Raw genomic sequence first — 15,620 nt, 5'->3', positions numbered from 1 at the left:
TTTTTAGTATAGTAGTGGCGGTTTTTGAATTCACGGATTATACATTATTTTTAAAAATGCGGATCTTTTTGTTAATCATAATGATGATGTTTTTCAGTGCCTGTTCTTCAAACGCCGATGGAGAGCCTGCTGAGATCCGACAGCTACGCAATCAGTTTTATGGTATCTGGCAGGATGATGGATCCACGTTGATGTGTAAATTGATCCTGAAAAGAAATAATACATTCAGATTGGAGAACAGTGGTTGTTTTGGAGAAGGACGATGGTTGGGGAAATGGACGGTTCTGCCGGAGCAGGTCTTGCTGGAGGTCGATGATTTTTTCGAGAATGGCAGGAAATCTGCGGCGGGGAAAGAGAAGATGTTTGTGTTGAAGGATGGCGTGTTGTTTGAAGATTATGTTGGTAATGGGGCTGGGTACAGGAAGGTAAAATGATTTTTGCGGGTGTCGTTCGGGTGGAAGAGGGGCATTCGATTAGGGGAGCAACCTTCCCCAACCCACCATCGGCCCTGGGCCCTCCCCCGCCACCACCACCGGGATTTTGAGTTGGTAAGACCGGGCCGGGCAAATGACGGACCGTAACCAGTTTGCAACTGGCTGTATACCTCCCTCAGGCTTGGCTATTCATCCACTGAACATATTCTGCTGCGCAACCAGAATACCTTCCATGCAAATATCAATACTCAACCTAAAAATCAAATGGGAAAAACACAATATCTCAACGTGAAAACACAAAGGAAAAGCGATTAAACCATCACTAACTCATAATGAAAATTATATTATCTGCCATTGAACCCAAACTGATCTCTGCCTGGGAGGAATTCTTTTCTGAAGAAGATAATGTTTCGATCACGGAAAGTGATATTACCACACTTGAATGTGACGCCATCGTAAGCCCGGCAAATTCTTTTGGCTTTATGGATGGCGGCCTCGACTACGCCCTATCCGTTCGCTTTGGCTGGGACCTGGAGAAAAAACTACAGCATCGGATCAAAGCCCTGCCAGAAGGAGAACTCCTGGTCGGACAGGCATTGCTAATGGAAACAGGAGATACGAAAGTGCCATATCTCATTTCGGCACCGACGATGCGCATCCCGACCAATTTCAATATAGACACATCCGTTAATGCTTATCTGGCAATGAAAGCGGTGCTGATCATGGCAACACGTGAGGATAAAATTGCTTCAGTCGCCGTGCCCGGACTTTGCACCGGCGTTGGCCGAATGCAACCAGTGATCGCCGCGCGGCAAATGTATCAGGCTTATAAAGAAATTATTCTTGGCGAAAGAATGGACTTCAACAACTTCGGTGAAGCACAAAAATATCACTGGAATATAAACCCGCAGGGAATGGTATGGACCCATTAAGAACAGAATTTGAGTTTCCGGAGAAGAAAAAGACGGTTGACTTCTATCCATTCCGGGTATGGCTGTCGACACTTTTTTTCGGGCCGGTACTCATCATACTGGCTGCAGCTTTTAATAAAGAGGAAAGGCTGGAATCGCTCATCTCCTTCGCGGGACTGTGTTTCGTGTTCAGTTTACTGGCAACACTGCCATTTCTGTGTATTCACTGGTATCTGTATGATCTGTTGATTGAACGGCAAAATAAAAACAATGCGGTCAGGCTGACGCTTTGCCTGGTTGCGGCGGCAATGATCCTTTTGACGATTGGACTCATCTCCGATATCGACTTTGAGGACAAAAGCCTGCGGCTATTTGCCTGTGCATATATCGCCTCCAATATTGCAGTAACATGGTTTTTCAAATTTGCGGGAGAGAAAAAGGAGATGGCCAGCTAAAACACAGCTGACACGAAAGTGGAACACGCTCACGGAAAACTCGGCTTTCACAGTGTTGAAATTAATGCAGAGAAGCGCGGACAGTTTTTGGTCCCTTGGGTACATTGAAAAAATAGATAGCATGATGAAGTACATGATCAGGATATCGATATTGACTCTTGTATCAGGACCCATAATGTGCGGGGTGATAATTCTCTTGACAATGCCGGGTGACCTGCAAATATTGATCAGCAATGCAATGAACGGCCCGCTTCAATATTTTTCGCTGACAGTGATCCTGCTTGTACCTGTCTTTATTTTCCTGTACGCTCTTGCGGAATATTTGAAACGTACGCAGCTGAGTTCCTGGAGAAAAAAAACTGTGTTTTTGATCTGCGGAGTCATACTTATCCTAATGTTTTCGTCTGTACCGCGGATTATCTCAGGCTTTGACCCTGAACTTTTCCTGGTCCCTGGTGTCTGTTATGCACTGATGTTCTGCCTGGTTGTATTTATTTGTCCAATGCCCGCTAACAGGCCGCCAATACAATAATTATGTTTTTCCATACGAAACTCTACCTTTGATTCCGGAGACACTTTTTCATGAAATCCCTCACACTCGATTCCAAAAAAATTGATCTGTTGCGTGATGTTCCGGATATGATACCGGTGCTTCGGGAATCTTTTGAACCATGGACGATCAGGGTATTTAACCGCAAACAATACGAATGCAGGAACTACCTCTCTCCGAATCGCCGCGACTTCTATAAGATCCTGCTCGTTTCATCAGGCACAGGTGTGTTTACTTTGGGCCTCAATACTTACGTGATCGAGCAGCCGACTATTTTATTCATTCATCCCAATGATATCATTTCCTGGAAGAACACCTCCGGTGATCCTGGAGGATATTATGTGTTGTTCAGAAAAAGTTTTATTACGGATAATCCTTTATTGAAAGCGACCATAGATAAGTTGCAATTGTTTTCGGATAAAAAGAAAAGTGTGGTAAAGCTTGAAGGACCGAACCTCGAAAGCGCCATGTCAATATTTTCCCGTATGCATGACGAGGACGCTGGTGACGGCTTGCGCGAAGCAGCTCTCCAGGCATATATTCAGCTGCTGATGGTTGAATCCCTTCGAGCCGCTCAATACCCTGAGCCGGAAAATGTGGCTGACGAATTCCGCCATATTCATCAATTCTTCAATCTCCTTGAACAGGAGACCGCACAGGTGAATATCAATAATCCTATCCGGATAAAAACGGCAAAAGAGTTTGCGGCTGATCTTGCGGTACATCCAAATCATCTGAATGCGCTGCTGAAAAAGCATACCGGTCAGAATGTGAGCACACATATCAAAAGCAGGATGCTGGAAGAAACGAAAGTATTGCTGCTGCAAACCGACTGGAGTCTGCAGGATATCAGTTTTACTATGGGCTTCAGTGATCAGCCGAACTTCAATCTGTTCTTCAAAAAGAATACAGGGCTGACGCCTTCAGAGTTCAGAAAAGGCTACCATGCCACTGCCTGAACTATTCCGGCCTTCTGCAGAAATGTCTGAAGGCACCGTCTGAAAACATCTTTGAAATTCATAATTCCAACTTTACTTACTATAAGGAGCCAATGCCCGTTAGTTTTCATCTTTGTGTTATCAAAAACAAACAAAAATGAAAACACAAAAAACATGGTTTATAACCGGCGCCTCAAGAGGTTTCGGCCATACGATCACCAAAGCGGTTCTTGCCAGCGGCGATAAAGTTGTTGCAACAGTTCGCAACACCCCGGACGAATTTATCAGCCAGTTCGATAATAACCCCAACCTCTACGCGGTCATCCTTGATGTCACTAATGAAACACAGGCTCGTGCAGCGGTAGCAGATGCTATTGGTCACTTCGGAAAGATCGATGTGCTGGTAAACAATGCCGGTTATGGACTGCTCTCCGCGGTGGAAGAAGCAACTACGGAAGAAGTGAAGAAGAACTACGAAGTGAACGTATTCGGTCTGCTTAATGTGACCAAAGCAGTGTTGCCATATATGCGCAAACAACGTTCAGGTCATATCATAAACATTTCGTCAATAGGTGGACTGAGCGCATATTTCGGATGGGGCCTTTACGGCTCAACAAAATTTGCGGTAGAAGGTATCACCGAAGCGCTGGCTCTTGAACTCGCTCCTCTGGGTATTCACGCAACAGTAGTTGCTCCGGGATTTTTCCGGACAAACTTTCTTGATGAATCTTCTTTAACCCGGTCATCCAACGTGATCGATGACTATGCAGACACCGTTGGCAAAATGCGTGAGATCGCGACGCAGATCAACAGGAAACAGCCGGGTGATCCGGAAAAGCTTGCCCAGGCATTTATTACACTGGCCAATGCAGAAAGACCTCCCGTACACCTCCCATTGGGAACTGATACACTAAATCGTTTCAGAGAAAAGACGGCAGCATTTGAACAGGATATTGAGGATTGGTATGAAGTAGTGACAGGTACTGATCATGATGATGTGCAGGCTGCGTGAGTGAAACATATCCGGTAAAGCTGTAAGAAGAAACCCCTCTGCCACGGATCTGGATCCGGAACAGGGGGGTATTCTTTCTTTCAACTCAGGGATCAGATCTTCCGGATCCCATTTGGAAACGGACATTGTTCACGTCTTACCTCACTGCGTAAGCTTCTTTATTTTGATAATGATTCAAATTCTTCATCTGACAGCTGTATTTCCCCCGCTTTGATGTTTTCGTGTAAATGCTGAACAGAACTGGTTCCCGGTATCAACAATATATTGCCGGCACGTTTTAATAACCATGCCAGCGCGATCTGTGCGATTGTTGCATTATGCGCCTGTGCAATCTTCCCGATCTTGTCAGCCAATGTTTGCGGTCCGGATGCGAGAGGATACCATGGAATGAATGCAATACCGCGTTCAGTTGTATAATCAACCACTTCTTCCCACTGGCGGTTGCCAAGATTGTACAGGTTCTGGACGGATACGATGGGCACTACTTTCTCTGCTCTTTCGATCTGTTCGACGTTCACTTCTGATAAACCAACGTGACGGATCTTTCCGGCCTTTACGGCTTCCGCAACGGGCTTTAATGTTTCTTCAACTGGGTAATTGGGATCTATACGATGCAATTGCCAAAGATCGATGGTGTCTGTCTTCAAACGCTGCAGACTACCATCGATATTGCTTTTGATATACGAAGGATCACCATTAGGGATCCATTGATTTGGGCCCGGGCGGTTGAAGCCTCCCTTTGTAGCGATAACAACACCATTTTTATATGGATGAAGCGCATCCGCTATTAACGACTCATTCAATTTAGGGCCATAGGCCTCCGCAGTATCGATAAAATTCACACCGGAGGCGACCGCTTCCTGGAGTACTTTTATCGCCTTTACCCGGTCAGAAGTTTCACCAAATACGCCGGTCCCGGTCAGTTGCATGGCACCATACCCAAGACGATCGATGGTGAGATCACCGCCCAGTACATAAGACCTTGAAGGTTTTGTTTTTGTAGACATATACTCAATAAAGTTTAATGACAGTGAAATAATGGAGATCCGGGGTGGGCGGGTCTGACCTTATTACAACAATGCGGAAAAGCTTTTGTTGCAAGGCATGGTTAAGGATTTGTGAACGAAAGCACACTCACTTTTTCCAAAGTAGATCGGTTGGAGGATTGCGGGAAAAAAATACAGGAGATTCGTCAAAATGTACAATAATTCCCGTGCCGGATGAAGCAACTTTGTTCTCACAATTTTACACCGATACATTCAACCTTAAAACAAAGTATATGAAAAGAACAGCCCATGCACATTGGAACGGCGACCTTAAGCAAGGCAGTGGCCAGATCTCCACGCAAAGCACAACGCTTAGCAATACACAGTATTCTTTTAACACCCGTTTTGCGGAAGGCGTTGGTACCAATCCGGAAGAACTGCTGGGTGCGGCGCATGCGGGATGCTTCACAATGGCAGTAAGCGCAGTGCTTTCACAACAAGGCATCAAAGCAGGCGACCTTGATACAAATGCGATCGTCGAACTGGATGTTACAACGCAAACGATCAAAGGGATCAGTCTTGAACTGACGGCTTCCTTGATCGATGGTGTTTCGCAAGAACAATTTGAAGGAATCGCGAAGATCGCAAAAGAAAATTGCCCGCTTTCTAAAGCGCTTGCCGCTACTCCGATCACATTAAGTGTTATCTATCAATAAATAGCTGGCGTGTGTTGACCAGGTTCATTTGTTCATTCTTATGAACTTATATGGGCCTGGTTTTTTGTTTTTTGTTGCGCGGAATTGGCGTAACTTTTAAGTATGGAAAACCGGGTTATTTTATTTCAGGAAATACAATCTTCCGGCCGAACAAAGAACAAGTGGTTTAACGGTATCATTGCGCTCATATTTGGCGTCGTTCTATTATTCAACCACTTTTCAGCAAAGGAGATGCCGGTGTTTTCCGGGTTTCTATGGGGTGGGTTTGTCGTCTTTATCTTTCTTCAGATCCTTGCGTCCTCAAGCTTTCAACTTATAACCCAGATCAGGGATGATGGAATATATGTGCGTTTCCCTCCGTATCAGACTCAATTCGCAAAATTTGCATGGGAAGATATCGAGGAAATCCATGTCAGGAAGTTCAACCCTGCAAAGGAATACGGGTTTGGTGTTAGGCTAAGTCCTAATGGACGCGGGTACACTATTCCCGGAGATACCGGTATTTACATCATACTTAAAAATCAATCCTCTGTAATGATCTCAACGGCGATGCCCGAGGAAGTAATGGAGGTATTGAAAAAACTGGGTCGCATAAAATAATAAGCAGATATTGCGGCCAAAAGAAAGATCGTGTACAGATCAATTATAGTCTTCCTTCTTTTGATTTTTAATCAGGAAATAAGCGCACAGATAAAAAAGCGTCCGCTCGAGGAGCTGATCATTGCACAAGCTCCGGGCTGGACAGTAGTGAAACAAATGATCGATAGCGCTACCAATAAGGTTGAAGTTTTACCGGCAGACAGCGTGCGTGCGAGAACGGCCTTGTATGATCTGCAGATGAACAGCCAGACTCCGCTCGGCGCTGTTACATTGAATACAGGCGGCATTCTGGTAGATCATGGATGGATCAGGATACTTGGATCTGGTAGCGCAAAGTTCGAGCGGGGGATAATGGAGTGGCATAGGAAATTATACCCTGCACAGAACCCGGGATACATCATTGTGGCCGATGACGCGATCGGCGGATTTTATTTAGAAAATGGCGGTGGTCTGGGAGATGATATCGGAAAGATCTACTATTTCTCGCCGGACAATCTTGAATTTGAACCGATGTCGCTTGGATACTCCGCGTTTTTATCTTTCTGTTTCAATGGAGATCTTGAAAACTATTATAAAGGATATCGATGGAAAACCTGGAAAAAAGACGTGTCTGCGCTTGCAGGAGATAAGATCTTTAATTTTTCGCCAATGCTTTGGTCGAAAGAAGGAAAAGAGATCGAAAAAAATGCTCGAAAAGCAATACCTGCCGAAGAACAGTATTTTCTCAACCTGGATCTGCGAAAGCAACTGGGTCTTGAAAAGATAGATACGATCGGACACGAGTAAAAAGGATCTCCAGGGAAAGAAATTGGGCCGCAGCTCCCACTACGGCGCCAATCCTCCGGAATGCGGTGCTTAGGCCACAATCCTGTTTCCAAGAGCCGGTTATTAAGGCGCGCTAGGATGAATCGATCACTGTTGAACTCATAGGCTTTATTTTTTACTAAAGCTAGCAGAACGCAGAACCTTCACAAGGGGAAAAACAACGCATAAAAATGTTTTTTCACCGGGCAGCAAGAATGAAGGCAATGAGTGCAACTTATCACTTCATCGGATTCATTTCGCCCGGAGCGTTCCGTGGCATTTCTGCTACGCCCGTCAAACTGGCTTTCGTGCGCGGTAAATGCTGAGTTTTTATAAGCAAACTTTTCCGCCGCCAATGATCTTAACCTTCTTTGCTTTACTGGCAGATGTATCAGTATTGAATTTAGAGTGCGCCGTTTTTGGTGTTTATTAAGGCGAGCACTTTTTTTCAACCTTTCTCAATTGTCCTGAATGTCAGGTTCACTCGTAGTGTCTTGATTTTTGTAGTTGGAGGTAACCGGTGAAGCCAGTGTGTCTGCGTTGTGCCTTTCATGATCAGGAGACTTCCTGTTTGAAGTATAACAGAAATTATTTGTTGTGTTTGCTTGTGCTTGAATGCAAATTTTCTTTCAGCGCCAAAGCTCATTGAAGCAATTGCCCCATCTTTCCGCAGCATTTTTTCCGCATCGCTATGCCAGGCCATTCCTTCTTCCCCACTATGGTAAAGGTTTGCGAGGCATGAATTGAATGTTTCTCCCGATCTTTCTTCGGCGAGACTTTTTAGTTCGAGTAGTTCTTCGGTCCATGGTAAGGCAAACTTTGTTGCCCCGGAATAGGTGTACGCATAAGGCTCATTGCCATACCAGGCGACTTTTCGGGACGTAGTGATCAGTTTTCCAAATATCAAGGCTGTATCAGGTTGCCAGTCTAATGTATCAAACAGTTTCTTGCAGTAATGATCTGCCCGGGCACGCGTCATTACCGGCCCATAATACTGAACGATACCATCGGATGGCAGAAGATTTGAAAGCGGATCGGGATTGAAAAGGTCCATAAAAGATAAAATTACAATTCACCGGTATTCCGGCCAGGTTTGTTTTTCTGCGGGCGCCAGCAATTTTTGCAGCATCTGTACCCCATTGCGATTGCTTCATCTTCCGACGAAAAGAATACCCTGTTCTCCGGCTTCATCCTTTTGCCGGAATAACATGTCAGCGTTCCATAAATAAGTAGTCTCCGATTACCGGCCAGCCTTATCTCCCCGGCAGATATGAGGTGATAAAGTTTGCGTTTCGCGGAGAATTTTTCTCCAAGGGAAAGGTGTGTGATCATGATCAGGAAGTAGCATCATGAAAAATGATCCCGAGACTGTGCCGCCGACCGGAGCGTACTTCGCTTACGCCATGCTTCATGTTCACCCGGTAAAAACCTTTGCTTCCTTTTGCCGGTCTGAATTGCGTTGTGAAAATGATCATATCGCCTTTTGAAGGAGTAAGTACGATTGCTTTTGATTGTGCTCTTGGGATCTGTTCAAGCAAAATGAATTCTCCTCCCTGAAAATCTTTTAACGGATCATTGAGCAGTAGCACGGCCTGCATTGGAAAGAAGATCTTTCCGTACAGGTCCTGATGCAGCGTGTTGAAGCCGCCTTTCCCATACCGAAGAATCAGTGGCGTAGGAAGCTTTTGTTCTTCAGCATGACAGGTGGCTTTAAGCTGCTTTAATGATCCGGGGAACCGGGTGTCGATTTTTAGCAGTTCCATCCATCCATTTGCGATCGGCGCCAGGAACGGGTACAGGTTCTCCCGTAATGTTTGTACCGGTTCCGGAAGGGGATAACGAAAGTATTTATATTCTCCTTTGCCGAAACGATGACGTTCCATTATAACAGTCTTCCTGTAAATTGATCGATCATCATACTCATCGATCAGGAGATCGCAAGCCTCGCTGTTCAAGATGCCGGGAACATGTGCAAAGCCGCATTCGTTCAGCTGATCGGCAATAGAGATCCAGTCAGCATTGCTGATAATTTGATCCGGACTTTTCATTTGATCTGATTAGAGGTTATGGCTTGTCTTTGCAGATTCCCAACCGATCATGGCTGCTTTGCGATTGCTTCCCCAATGATACTGGCCAATAGCGCCGGTGGATTGAATTACGCGATGACATGGGATTAAAAAAACAACAGGGTTGTCTCCAACGGCGGTTCCCACTGCACGGGATGCTCCCGCCGCGTTTAATTGCGCAGCAATCTTTCCATAAGTTGTTAAACCGCCGAGAGGAATTCTCAACAATGTTTCCCAAACCTTAAGTTGAAAATCAGTTCCTTTCAGATGTAGTTTGATCTTGGTTAACTCTTTCCAGTCTTGCGTAAAAATGTACAACGCATTTTGCTGAGAGAGATCAAGCATTTGTTGATAGTGGGCATTGGGAAACCGATCGTGTAATTCCTGGAGCGCTATATTTTTGTCTTCTGCAAACGCCATATAGCAGATACCTTTTAACGTGGAAGCGACCAATACATTTCCAAACGGGCTTTCAGCGTAACTATAATTGATAGAAAGATTTTCGCCGCCGTTCTTAAACTCTCCGGGCGTCATTCCTTCAATAGAAATGAATAAGTCATGCAGCCGGCCTGGACCAGAGAGGCCTGTATCAAAGGCGGCATCGGAAAGTTTTATTTGAGGATCAGCGAGCAATTCTTTTGCATGCTGCACACTAAGGAACTGTAGGAATTTTTTAGGGCTTACTCCGGCCCAATCGCTGAACAGGCGCTGAAAGTGAAAAGGACTTAAATGAACCCGTTCTGCCACTTCTTCCAGTGAAGGCTGCTGCTTAAAATGCTGGCGGATATATTGGATCGCTTCAGCGATCCGGTTATAATCGATATGATCCTGCGTTGTCATTGTACCCTGTTTAGAATCCAAAGCTAGCGTACGTCTGCGGGGAAGGAAACCCGGAACTTGCGATGTTTAGCAAATTCCCAGGATTACAAATCCTTCTGCATGCAAATACTGGACTCGATGGATTCATAAGGAGGATAGTTTGGAATTATCTTATATCCGCGTTTTTCATACAGCGCAATTGCTTCTTCCTGACGATTGCCCGTCTCCAGAACAGCTTTTTGGAAACCGCTTTCTGTGGCCCATTTTTCCAACTCGTTCAGGATTGATGAAGAAATGCCTTTCCTTCGGAAATCCGGCTTCACGTACATGCGTTTCATTTCGACGGATGTATCATCGAATTGCTTGAAACAGCCGCATCCGACTGGTTTGTTTTCCGCATAAGCAATGATCACGGTATCAACATTTACAATAACATTATGCTGGTCATAGGTATCCTGCAGATCATTATACCGGCTTCTGAGATCCTGATCAAGTAGCGGAATAAGGTAACGAAAGTCGGGGTCCTGGTTGTTGGTGCGTTTAAGTTGAACCATGTCAGAAGAGTTGAGGTTAGGTCAAAGGAACGAAAGTTTTTTCTGCCAGTCCCGTATTGCGGAAATAAAGTTCGATGTTGTTCATCTCAAGGGGAGAACATAATTTATCATTGGAATTGAACGGGGAGACGTTCTGCCCATTTTAGCGGTTTGGGGAGTTCCTGGTCACAAAACTCGAGGTGTATCACGCGCCGCCTCGCGTCGTTTACCGTTCTGCTGGAAGCGTGCATTATCAATGGCTTCATAATCATTACACCGCCTGCGGGGACTTCGCAGGTCACTTCCTCCTCCTGATCCGGTTTTATGCCATTTACCCGGTTTATCCCTTTGAGATGTGAGCCCCGGATCACGCGAAGCGCGCCATTATCCCTGTTTGTATCGTCAAGGTGGATCCTAAACGTATAACTGTTTTCAAGGATCTGCAGTGGTGGCTGTACGGCAAATTGACCGGGCTTTACTGTCCAGGGTCCGAACCCCGGAACTTCTATTTTCTGATCAACGGAAATTGTAAGATCCTGGTGATACGCAACAAACCAATTGGATGAACCCGGCTTGTCGAAATAAATTGATTTGGAAGAAAAGTGATGATCAGAAAATAAGGAGCGGAGTATATTATTTAGGGATGCGGTAAAAATATTTGTGCGCATCTCAGGGATCTCGAAGAGAAATCGCCGGATGGCAAAAAGGTCGGCGGTTTTCCTGAAAGTATCACTATTTGCAGTGGTCTTGTTAATTATATTCTTCAGGTCTGCTATCGAAGATTGATCAAACACATTGTAAATAACAGCGAATCCATCTTTATCTACCTGGTCTTTTAATGATTGGGTTGTTTCCGCTTTCATAAGAGATATTCAGGATGAAGTTACAATAACCTCCATTGTAAAAATGAAAATCCCGGCTGGAAAAATTCTTAGCCGGGATTTTCTTTATAAGCGACGAAAGTTAATTCGCCTGTCCATCACTATCTGAACCCATGATGAACTGCTTATCACGCAGGAGTCGTGTTCTTTCCCTGCTGTATCTGCTATTTGATAGGTTTCCCTCACTCATAGAACCTCCGGTATCTGTTGCATTCGGAGTGTTTCCTGTTTGCGGTACAATTTTACTCTGCTGATTTTTTTGCTGGTTCCGATCTTTAACTGACAGCTGGCTTGCCTGATCTTGTTTTAAAGTCTCACGTTTCATAATAAGCCAATTTAAAAGTTCTACAATATATATTTCGGGATCAATACTGGAAACATCATGCCAGTTGAAAATGCTTTTTTCCACAATTTGGCTTAAGAAATTGATAGGAACATTGTTACAACGAATAGAAATTTATTAGCGTATTGAACGTATGCATTTGAAATTTTCATTTGTGGAGGCTATCCAACAAGTGTATAGTTTCTTACAGGAACGATAATCCGCACCCTCGCAGACTGTATTTTATAAAAGGTCTTTTAACCATGCGGGAGAATCTGTTGAAGCCTGGTTGATCTTTACTTTATAGCCGCCCGGATCTCTGAAAGAAATGCTTCTCATGCCAAGATGAGAGGTGACCGGCCCTTCATAAGAAATATTTTTATTAGACAGCAGTTCCATTGCCGATTCAAGATCATCGCAGATAAAACTCAACATCACTTCTCCTTGGGCCAGATGGGTGGAGAAATTCAGATCCAGTTGTGGTATTCCGGAATGGAAGACTTTCAACGCGGGCTGATCTACAGACATTGACATGCCCGGCAGCGACCTGTAGAAATCTTTACTGGCGTTGGGATTGCTTACGCCCAATTCAACTTCATGTAGTTTTATTTTCATACAAAAGGTTTACCTGTTAATCTCTTAATCTCCGCCGCCGCAGCCACCACAGGAGCTGCCGCAACTGCTTCCACAGGAGCTTCCACAACCGCTGCCGGATGCATCTGCAGAAGAAGAGCCGCTGTCAGTTGATCTTACACGCGGTTCAGCAACAACAAAAAATCCCGCACTCAGCGCTGCGGCTCCCAGTCTGAAATATCTCCATTCTGTATTCTGTTGTTTATTTTGAGAGGGAAGGATCTTTTCCAAATACAAACGTGGGATCAGTGATCTGGAAACTCTTTTTGTCAGCTCCTGCAGATGTATAACAATGGCTACGCCGATCGCCAATACAAGAAACAGGACTAAAATAAATGGCCGGTCTCTCATGATGCCCGTTGCGACACGCACGATCCCCAATATCAGCAGAAGAGAAAGAATGATAAATTGTTTATAGAAAAGATTTCCCAGTTCTTTCGATTTGATAAAGTACTTATCAACGGCTTTCATGCTGCCGGCGATAGTGGTGAAGACTGGTTTTGTAACCAGCTTTTTGCGCAGACCCTGGTATTTTATCTTGCCGCCTGCCGTTTTTAATTCCTGGCTTACCTGGTATTCGAGGAGTTCATTTTCATCCAACGATACTTTTCCGGCGTCTATAAGCCCGTTCTCTTCTGAGAGTTTGCAACTCTCGATCAGCTGATTTATCCTGTCATCCACCACACTATTGAGGTCGCGGGTTTTCAGGTAAACAAGTTCTGAGGGAGAAAGGTCATAGATGAACGATGCTGCACCGATCTTGTCGATCTTCTTGGAGAAATGCTCGCGGCTGTCGTAGAAAAGCGCAAAAAAGATAATTACAGCAAGTATGATATACATTACCAGGAACTGCGGTCCGTTGATATGAATGTACAGCGGCCTCAGCACATAATAAGCAGGTACCAGAGACAGAATGATGCCCAGGATGCCTATCAGTACAAATCCCCTGATCTTCAGTTTTGCTTTTGGCCATCCTACTGTGTCGTACATGGTTTCTGCTTCCCAGAGATCAGCAGGAAGATCGCCAAAGTTTTCTATGTACAGCTCGACGGTATATTGTTTCGCCTGTATGAACTTCTTCTGATCCTCCCTGTTGTGGGTTGAAGGAACATGTTGGATAAACTTCCCGAGTATTTCGCAGAACTGAGAATAGGATTGGGTGAAAATGAGGTGCTGATGCCAGACAGCATCGATCACTGGAGAAGGAGAAACCATGGAATTCGAAGTTGCTGCGAGGTACATAAACTTCTTGTATTCCAGGATCGCATTTTCCGCAAACCGGATGGTCCAATGGTTTTCGTCAATCAATCTGACCGTAAAACCATATTCACTCATAGGAGAATCAAAATCAAATTCCCTGATTTTTTTCCATAAGGCAGGGTCTGCGGGCGTTACTTTCTGATTTGACATTCGGTGGTTTAATCGTAGCTAATGTACAAAAAGATTCAGTGTGAGATAAAACGGTCAGTGCAGGCTGAGCAGAATTTCCCTGAACTTTTCCTGGTTTTTCCACGGGATCATATGATCGGCGCCGAAAATAGTGTCCGCTTGGATATTTCCCGCATTGATCATTTTTTGCTGACCGTATCCTATGTTTTTGATTGACACCCAGGTGTCTTCGTCTCCATGAATAAATAAAATATCAGACTTTACTTTATCGAAAGATAATTGCAGTTGAACGAGGTCTTTCTTCAGGTATAACAGCTCCGTATTACTTGGGGCAAATGCTCCGGGTAATAACCAGTAAAGCGGCCTGACGTTCATTATATGTCTCCATGTTTCTTTTGCTTCCTGGTTGATATCGAGCGCTCCGGCAACGATAATTACCTTTTTGAATAAACCGGGTTCTTTAGAAGCAAGATCTACTACAACGGGACCACCCATGCTATGTCCACAGAGATACATCGGTTGCCCGTTTTTCAAGGACTTCAAAACGGGTAATATAAGAGCTGTCTGCTCTTGCAGATGCACGGCTTTCCCGAAGTCACTATGTCCAAATCCGGGACGGTCGATACTAATCATCCTGAACTTCTTTAACATTAGGGAGTCCCACATGTATCTGGAATAATTCATCCAGCTGCCCGGGCTTCCATGGATAAAAACAAGTGCCGGTAAGCTGTCTGAACCGGTAATAGCATAGTGTAAATGCCGGTTACCGATCAGGGTGTCATGTATGCCCAGCGGTATTTTTTTTGCCTGGAAGATCCGCTGAGCTTTTTGGTCACTCCAGCGGTTTTGCATGATGACACATTTCGCAAGCAATATCCAGATAGATAATAGTAAACAAATGACAAGAAAAGACTTACGCATAATGCGCATAGATAAATGAATTGTATACCTGGAAAATACGCAATGCCTGGCAACGATTTGTTAATATTATCTAAATAGATCTGCGCGTTATCGTGTACAAATTAATGTTGAATGAACGTGTGTTGGCATTATTTTTTCAAGTAAACCTACGAGTCCACAATGCTACCGGACTTAATCAACTCGTAATTTTTCTCTAATCATATAAACTTGACATTATGAAAAAACTAGCAATGGCCTTGTTGGTTTCGGCATTTTTTGCTGCACCAGCTATGGCCCAGGACAGGGACAAGTCTCATGAAGAATGGGACAACAAGATCAAAACAGAACTGGCACTCACCCCAGACCAGGTAACAAAGTACGATGCGCTGAGTAAGGAATACGAAGGGAAAATAAGTGAGATAAAGAATGATGCGACATTAAACGAAGATGCGCAGAAGGAAAGAAAGATGGCGTTAAAAAAAGAGAAAGAAACTAAAATGGCTGAGTTCCTGACGCCGGAGCAACAAGCTAAGTTCAAAGAGATAATGAAGAAAAAGAAGAAGGACAAGGACAAGTCGAAAGATAATTCCTAACAGCGTACCATACGGTGATAAAATAAAGGCTGAACATTTTGTTCAGCCTTTATTTTATGTGTGATCCGGACTTAATTA

20 protein-coding genes are annotated in these 15,620 nt (G+C 44.4%); 9 read left to right on the top strand and 11 right to left on the bottom strand.

Going from position 1 to position 15,620, the window contains the following annotated elements:
• Window positions 1-68: 68 nt before the first annotated feature.
• The 5 genes from LZZ85_RS01430 to LZZ85_RS01410 all read left to right on the top strand — a co-directional run bounded on the left by LZZ85_RS01430 (window position 69) and on the right by LZZ85_RS01410 (window position 4,300).
• Complete coding sequence (locus LZZ85_RS01430) at window positions 69-434, top strand: hypothetical protein (RefSeq protein ID WP_237868139.1); 366 nt, start codon at window positions 69-71, stop codon at window positions 432-434.
• 332 nt (window positions 435-766) lie between these two features.
• Window positions 767-1,366, top strand: coding sequence for a macro domain-containing protein (locus tag LZZ85_RS01425; protein WP_237868138.1), 600 nt, complete (start codon window positions 767-769; stop codon window positions 1,364-1,366).
• On the top strand, window positions 1,354-1,800 hold the full coding sequence (locus LZZ85_RS01420) for a hypothetical protein (protein WP_237868137.1): 447 nt from the start codon (window positions 1,354-1,356) through the stop codon (window positions 1,798-1,800). Before LZZ85_RS01425 ends, LZZ85_RS01420 begins: the two co-directional genes overlap by 13 nt.
• Before the next feature lie 582 nt (window positions 1,801-2,382).
• On the top strand, window positions 2,383-3,309 hold the full coding sequence (locus LZZ85_RS01415) for an AraC family transcriptional regulator (protein WP_237868136.1): 927 nt from the start codon (window positions 2,383-2,385) through the stop codon (window positions 3,307-3,309).
• A 136-nt stretch (window positions 3,310-3,445) separates the two neighbouring features.
• Window positions 3,446-4,300: an oxidoreductase gene (locus tag LZZ85_RS01410; protein WP_237868135.1), complete on the top strand. Its 855-nt coding sequence runs from the start codon at window positions 3,446-3,448 to the stop codon at window positions 4,298-4,300.
• A 158-nt stretch (window positions 4,301-4,458) separates the two neighbouring features.
• On the opposite strand, the gene LZZ85_RS01405 is transcribed toward LZZ85_RS01410, so the two are convergent.
• Window positions 4,459-5,307 carry an aldo/keto reductase gene (locus LZZ85_RS01405; protein ID WP_237868134.1) on the bottom strand — a complete coding sequence of 283 codons (849 nt, stop codon included), beginning with the start codon at window positions 5,305-5,307 and terminating at the stop codon, window positions 4,459-4,461.
• 272 nt (window positions 5,308-5,579) lie between these two features.
• Between LZZ85_RS01405 and LZZ85_RS01400 the strand changes: the two genes are divergently transcribed.
• The 3 genes from LZZ85_RS01400 to LZZ85_RS01390 all read left to right on the top strand — a co-directional run bounded on the left by LZZ85_RS01400 (window position 5,580) and on the right by LZZ85_RS01390 (window position 7,388).
• On the top strand, window positions 5,580-6,002 hold the full coding sequence (locus LZZ85_RS01400; RefSeq protein ID WP_237868133.1) for an OsmC family protein: 423 nt from the start codon (window positions 5,580-5,582) through the stop codon (window positions 6,000-6,002).
• Between the two features lie 102 nt (window positions 6,003-6,104).
• Window positions 6,105-6,602, top strand: coding sequence for a hypothetical protein (locus LZZ85_RS01395; protein ID WP_237868132.1), 498 nt, complete (start codon window positions 6,105-6,107; stop codon window positions 6,600-6,602).
• A gap of 30 nt (window positions 6,603-6,632) precedes the next feature.
• On the top strand, window positions 6,633-7,388 hold the full coding sequence (locus tag LZZ85_RS01390) for a DUF2625 domain-containing protein (protein WP_237868131.1): 756 nt from the start codon (window positions 6,633-6,635) through the stop codon (window positions 7,386-7,388).
• 466 nt (window positions 7,389-7,854) lie between these two features.
• Here LZZ85_RS01390 and LZZ85_RS01385 read toward each other — a convergent pair whose 3' ends face one another.
• The 10 genes from LZZ85_RS01385 to LZZ85_RS01340 all read right to left on the bottom strand — a co-directional run bounded on the left by LZZ85_RS01385 (window position 7,855) and on the right by LZZ85_RS01340 (window position 14,901).
• A complete protein-coding gene (locus LZZ85_RS01385) occupies window positions 7,855-8,460 on the bottom strand; it encodes an alpha-ketoglutarate-dependent dioxygenase AlkB family protein (protein WP_237868130.1) in 606 nt (201 codons plus the stop codon).
• An 11-nt stretch (window positions 8,461-8,471) separates the two neighbouring features.
• On the bottom strand, window positions 8,472-8,738 hold the full coding sequence (locus tag LZZ85_RS28325; RefSeq protein ID WP_255723944.1) for an Ada metal-binding domain-containing protein: 267 nt from the start codon (window positions 8,736-8,738) through the stop codon (window positions 8,472-8,474).
• A gap of 2 nt (window positions 8,739-8,740) precedes the next feature.
• Window positions 8,741-9,454, bottom strand: coding sequence for a 2OG-Fe(II) oxygenase (locus LZZ85_RS01375; protein WP_237868129.1), 714 nt, complete (start codon window positions 9,452-9,454; stop codon window positions 8,741-8,743).
• Between the two features lie 9 nt (window positions 9,455-9,463).
• Window positions 9,464-10,312, bottom strand: coding sequence for a methylated-DNA--[protein]-cysteine S-methyltransferase (locus tag LZZ85_RS01370; protein ID WP_237868128.1), 849 nt, complete (start codon window positions 10,310-10,312; stop codon window positions 9,464-9,466).
• A gap of 83 nt (window positions 10,313-10,395) precedes the next feature.
• A complete protein-coding gene (locus LZZ85_RS01365) occupies window positions 10,396-10,845 on the bottom strand; it encodes a GNAT family N-acetyltransferase (protein ID WP_237868127.1) in 450 nt (149 codons plus the stop codon).
• 107 nt (window positions 10,846-10,952) lie between these two features.
• Entirely contained in the window at window positions 10,953-11,687 is a 735-nt protein-coding gene (locus tag LZZ85_RS01360; protein WP_237868126.1) for a phytanoyl-CoA dioxygenase family protein, read from the bottom strand.
• 100 nt (window positions 11,688-11,787) lie between these two features.
• A complete protein-coding gene (locus LZZ85_RS01355) occupies window positions 11,788-12,114 on the bottom strand; it encodes a hypothetical protein (protein WP_237868125.1) in 327 nt (108 codons plus the stop codon).
• A 156-nt stretch (window positions 12,115-12,270) separates the two neighbouring features.
• Complete coding sequence (locus LZZ85_RS01350; protein ID WP_237868124.1) at window positions 12,271-12,642, bottom strand: VOC family protein; 372 nt, start codon at window positions 12,640-12,642, stop codon at window positions 12,271-12,273.
• Window positions 12,643-12,666: 24 nt separating this feature from the next.
• Window positions 12,667-14,070 (bottom strand): glycine-rich domain-containing protein, encoded by a 1,404-nt coding sequence (locus LZZ85_RS01345; RefSeq protein ID WP_237868123.1) that lies wholly within the window; start codon window positions 14,068-14,070, stop codon window positions 12,667-12,669.
• A gap of 54 nt (window positions 14,071-14,124) precedes the next feature.
• The gene (locus LZZ85_RS01340; RefSeq protein ID WP_237868122.1) at window positions 14,125-14,901 is read right to left on the bottom strand and encodes an alpha/beta fold hydrolase; all 777 of its coding nucleotides are present in this window, start codon (window positions 14,899-14,901) and stop codon (window positions 14,125-14,127) included.
• 284 nt (window positions 14,902-15,185) lie between these two features.
• On the opposite strand from LZZ85_RS01340, the gene LZZ85_RS01335 reads away from it, so the two are divergent.
• Window positions 15,186-15,542, top strand: a complete 357-nt coding sequence (locus LZZ85_RS01335) for a hypothetical protein (RefSeq protein WP_237868121.1) — start codon at window positions 15,186-15,188, stop codon at window positions 15,540-15,542.
• Window positions 15,543-15,620 lie beyond the last annotated feature (78 nt).

Source organism: Terrimonas ginsenosidimutans (assembly GCF_022012415.1).
In the GTDB taxonomy this organism is placed as follows: Bacteria; Bacteroidota; Bacteroidia; order Chitinophagales; family Chitinophagaceae; genus Terrimonas_A; species Terrimonas_A ginsenosidimutans.
This window is presented reverse-complemented; position numbering and strand designations above follow the sequence as displayed.

What these genes read in the sequence shown, in the direction of transcription:
- LZZ85_RS01425 (WP_237868138.1), top strand. Translation starts at nt 767, where the DNA reads ATGAAAATTATATTATCTGCCATTGAACCCAAACTGATCTCTGCCTGG.
- LZZ85_RS01420 (WP_237868137.1), top strand. Translation starts at nt 1,354, where the DNA reads ATGGACCCATTAAGAACAGAATTTGAGTTTCCGGAGAAGAAAAAGACG.
- LZZ85_RS01415 (WP_237868136.1), top strand. Translation starts at nt 2,383, where the DNA reads ATGAAATCCCTCACACTCGATTCCAAAAAAATTGATCTGTTGCGTGAT.
- LZZ85_RS01410 (WP_237868135.1), top strand. Translation starts at nt 3,446, where the DNA reads ATGAAAACACAAAAAACATGGTTTATAACCGGCGCCTCAAGAGGTTTC.
- LZZ85_RS01405 (WP_237868134.1), bottom strand. Translation starts at nt 5,307, where the DNA reads ATGTCTACAAAAACAAAACCTTCAAGGTCTTATGTACTGGGCGGTGAT.
- LZZ85_RS01400 (WP_237868133.1), top strand. Translation starts at nt 5,580, where the DNA reads ATGAAAAGAACAGCCCATGCACATTGGAACGGCGACCTTAAGCAAGGC.
- LZZ85_RS01395 (WP_237868132.1), top strand. Translation starts at nt 6,105, where the DNA reads ATGGAAAACCGGGTTATTTTATTTCAGGAAATACAATCTTCCGGCCGA.
- LZZ85_RS01385 (WP_237868130.1), bottom strand. Translation starts at nt 8,460, where the DNA reads ATGGACCTTTTCAATCCCGATCCGCTTTCAAATCTTCTGCCATCCGAT.
- LZZ85_RS28325 (WP_255723944.1), bottom strand. Translation starts at nt 8,738, where the DNA reads ATGATCACACACCTTTCCCTTGGAGAAAAATTCTCCGCGAAACGCAAA.
- LZZ85_RS01375 (WP_237868129.1), bottom strand. Translation starts at nt 9,454, where the DNA reads ATGAAAAGTCCGGATCAAATTATCAGCAATGCTGACTGGATCTCTATT.
- LZZ85_RS01370 (WP_237868128.1), bottom strand. Translation starts at nt 10,312, where the DNA reads ATGACAACGCAGGATCATATCGATTATAACCGGATCGCTGAAGCGATC.
- LZZ85_RS01365 (WP_237868127.1), bottom strand. Translation starts at nt 10,845, where the DNA reads ATGGTTCAACTTAAACGCACCAACAACCAGGACCCCGACTTTCGTTAC.
- LZZ85_RS01360 (WP_237868126.1), bottom strand. Translation starts at nt 11,687, where the DNA reads ATGAAAGCGGAAACAACCCAATCATTAAAAGACCAGGTAGATAAAGAT.
- LZZ85_RS01350 (WP_237868124.1), bottom strand. Translation starts at nt 12,642, where the DNA reads ATGAAAATAAAACTACATGAAGTTGAATTGGGCGTAAGCAATCCCAAC.
- LZZ85_RS01345 (WP_237868123.1), bottom strand. Translation starts at nt 14,070, where the DNA reads ATGTCAAATCAGAAAGTAACGCCCGCAGACCCTGCCTTATGGAAAAAA.
- LZZ85_RS01340 (WP_237868122.1), bottom strand. Translation starts at nt 14,901, where the DNA reads ATGCAAAACCGCTGGAGTGACCAAAAAGCTCAGCGGATCTTCCAGGCA.
- LZZ85_RS01335 (WP_237868121.1), top strand. Translation starts at nt 15,186, where the DNA reads ATGAAAAAACTAGCAATGGCCTTGTTGGTTTCGGCATTTTTTGCTGCA.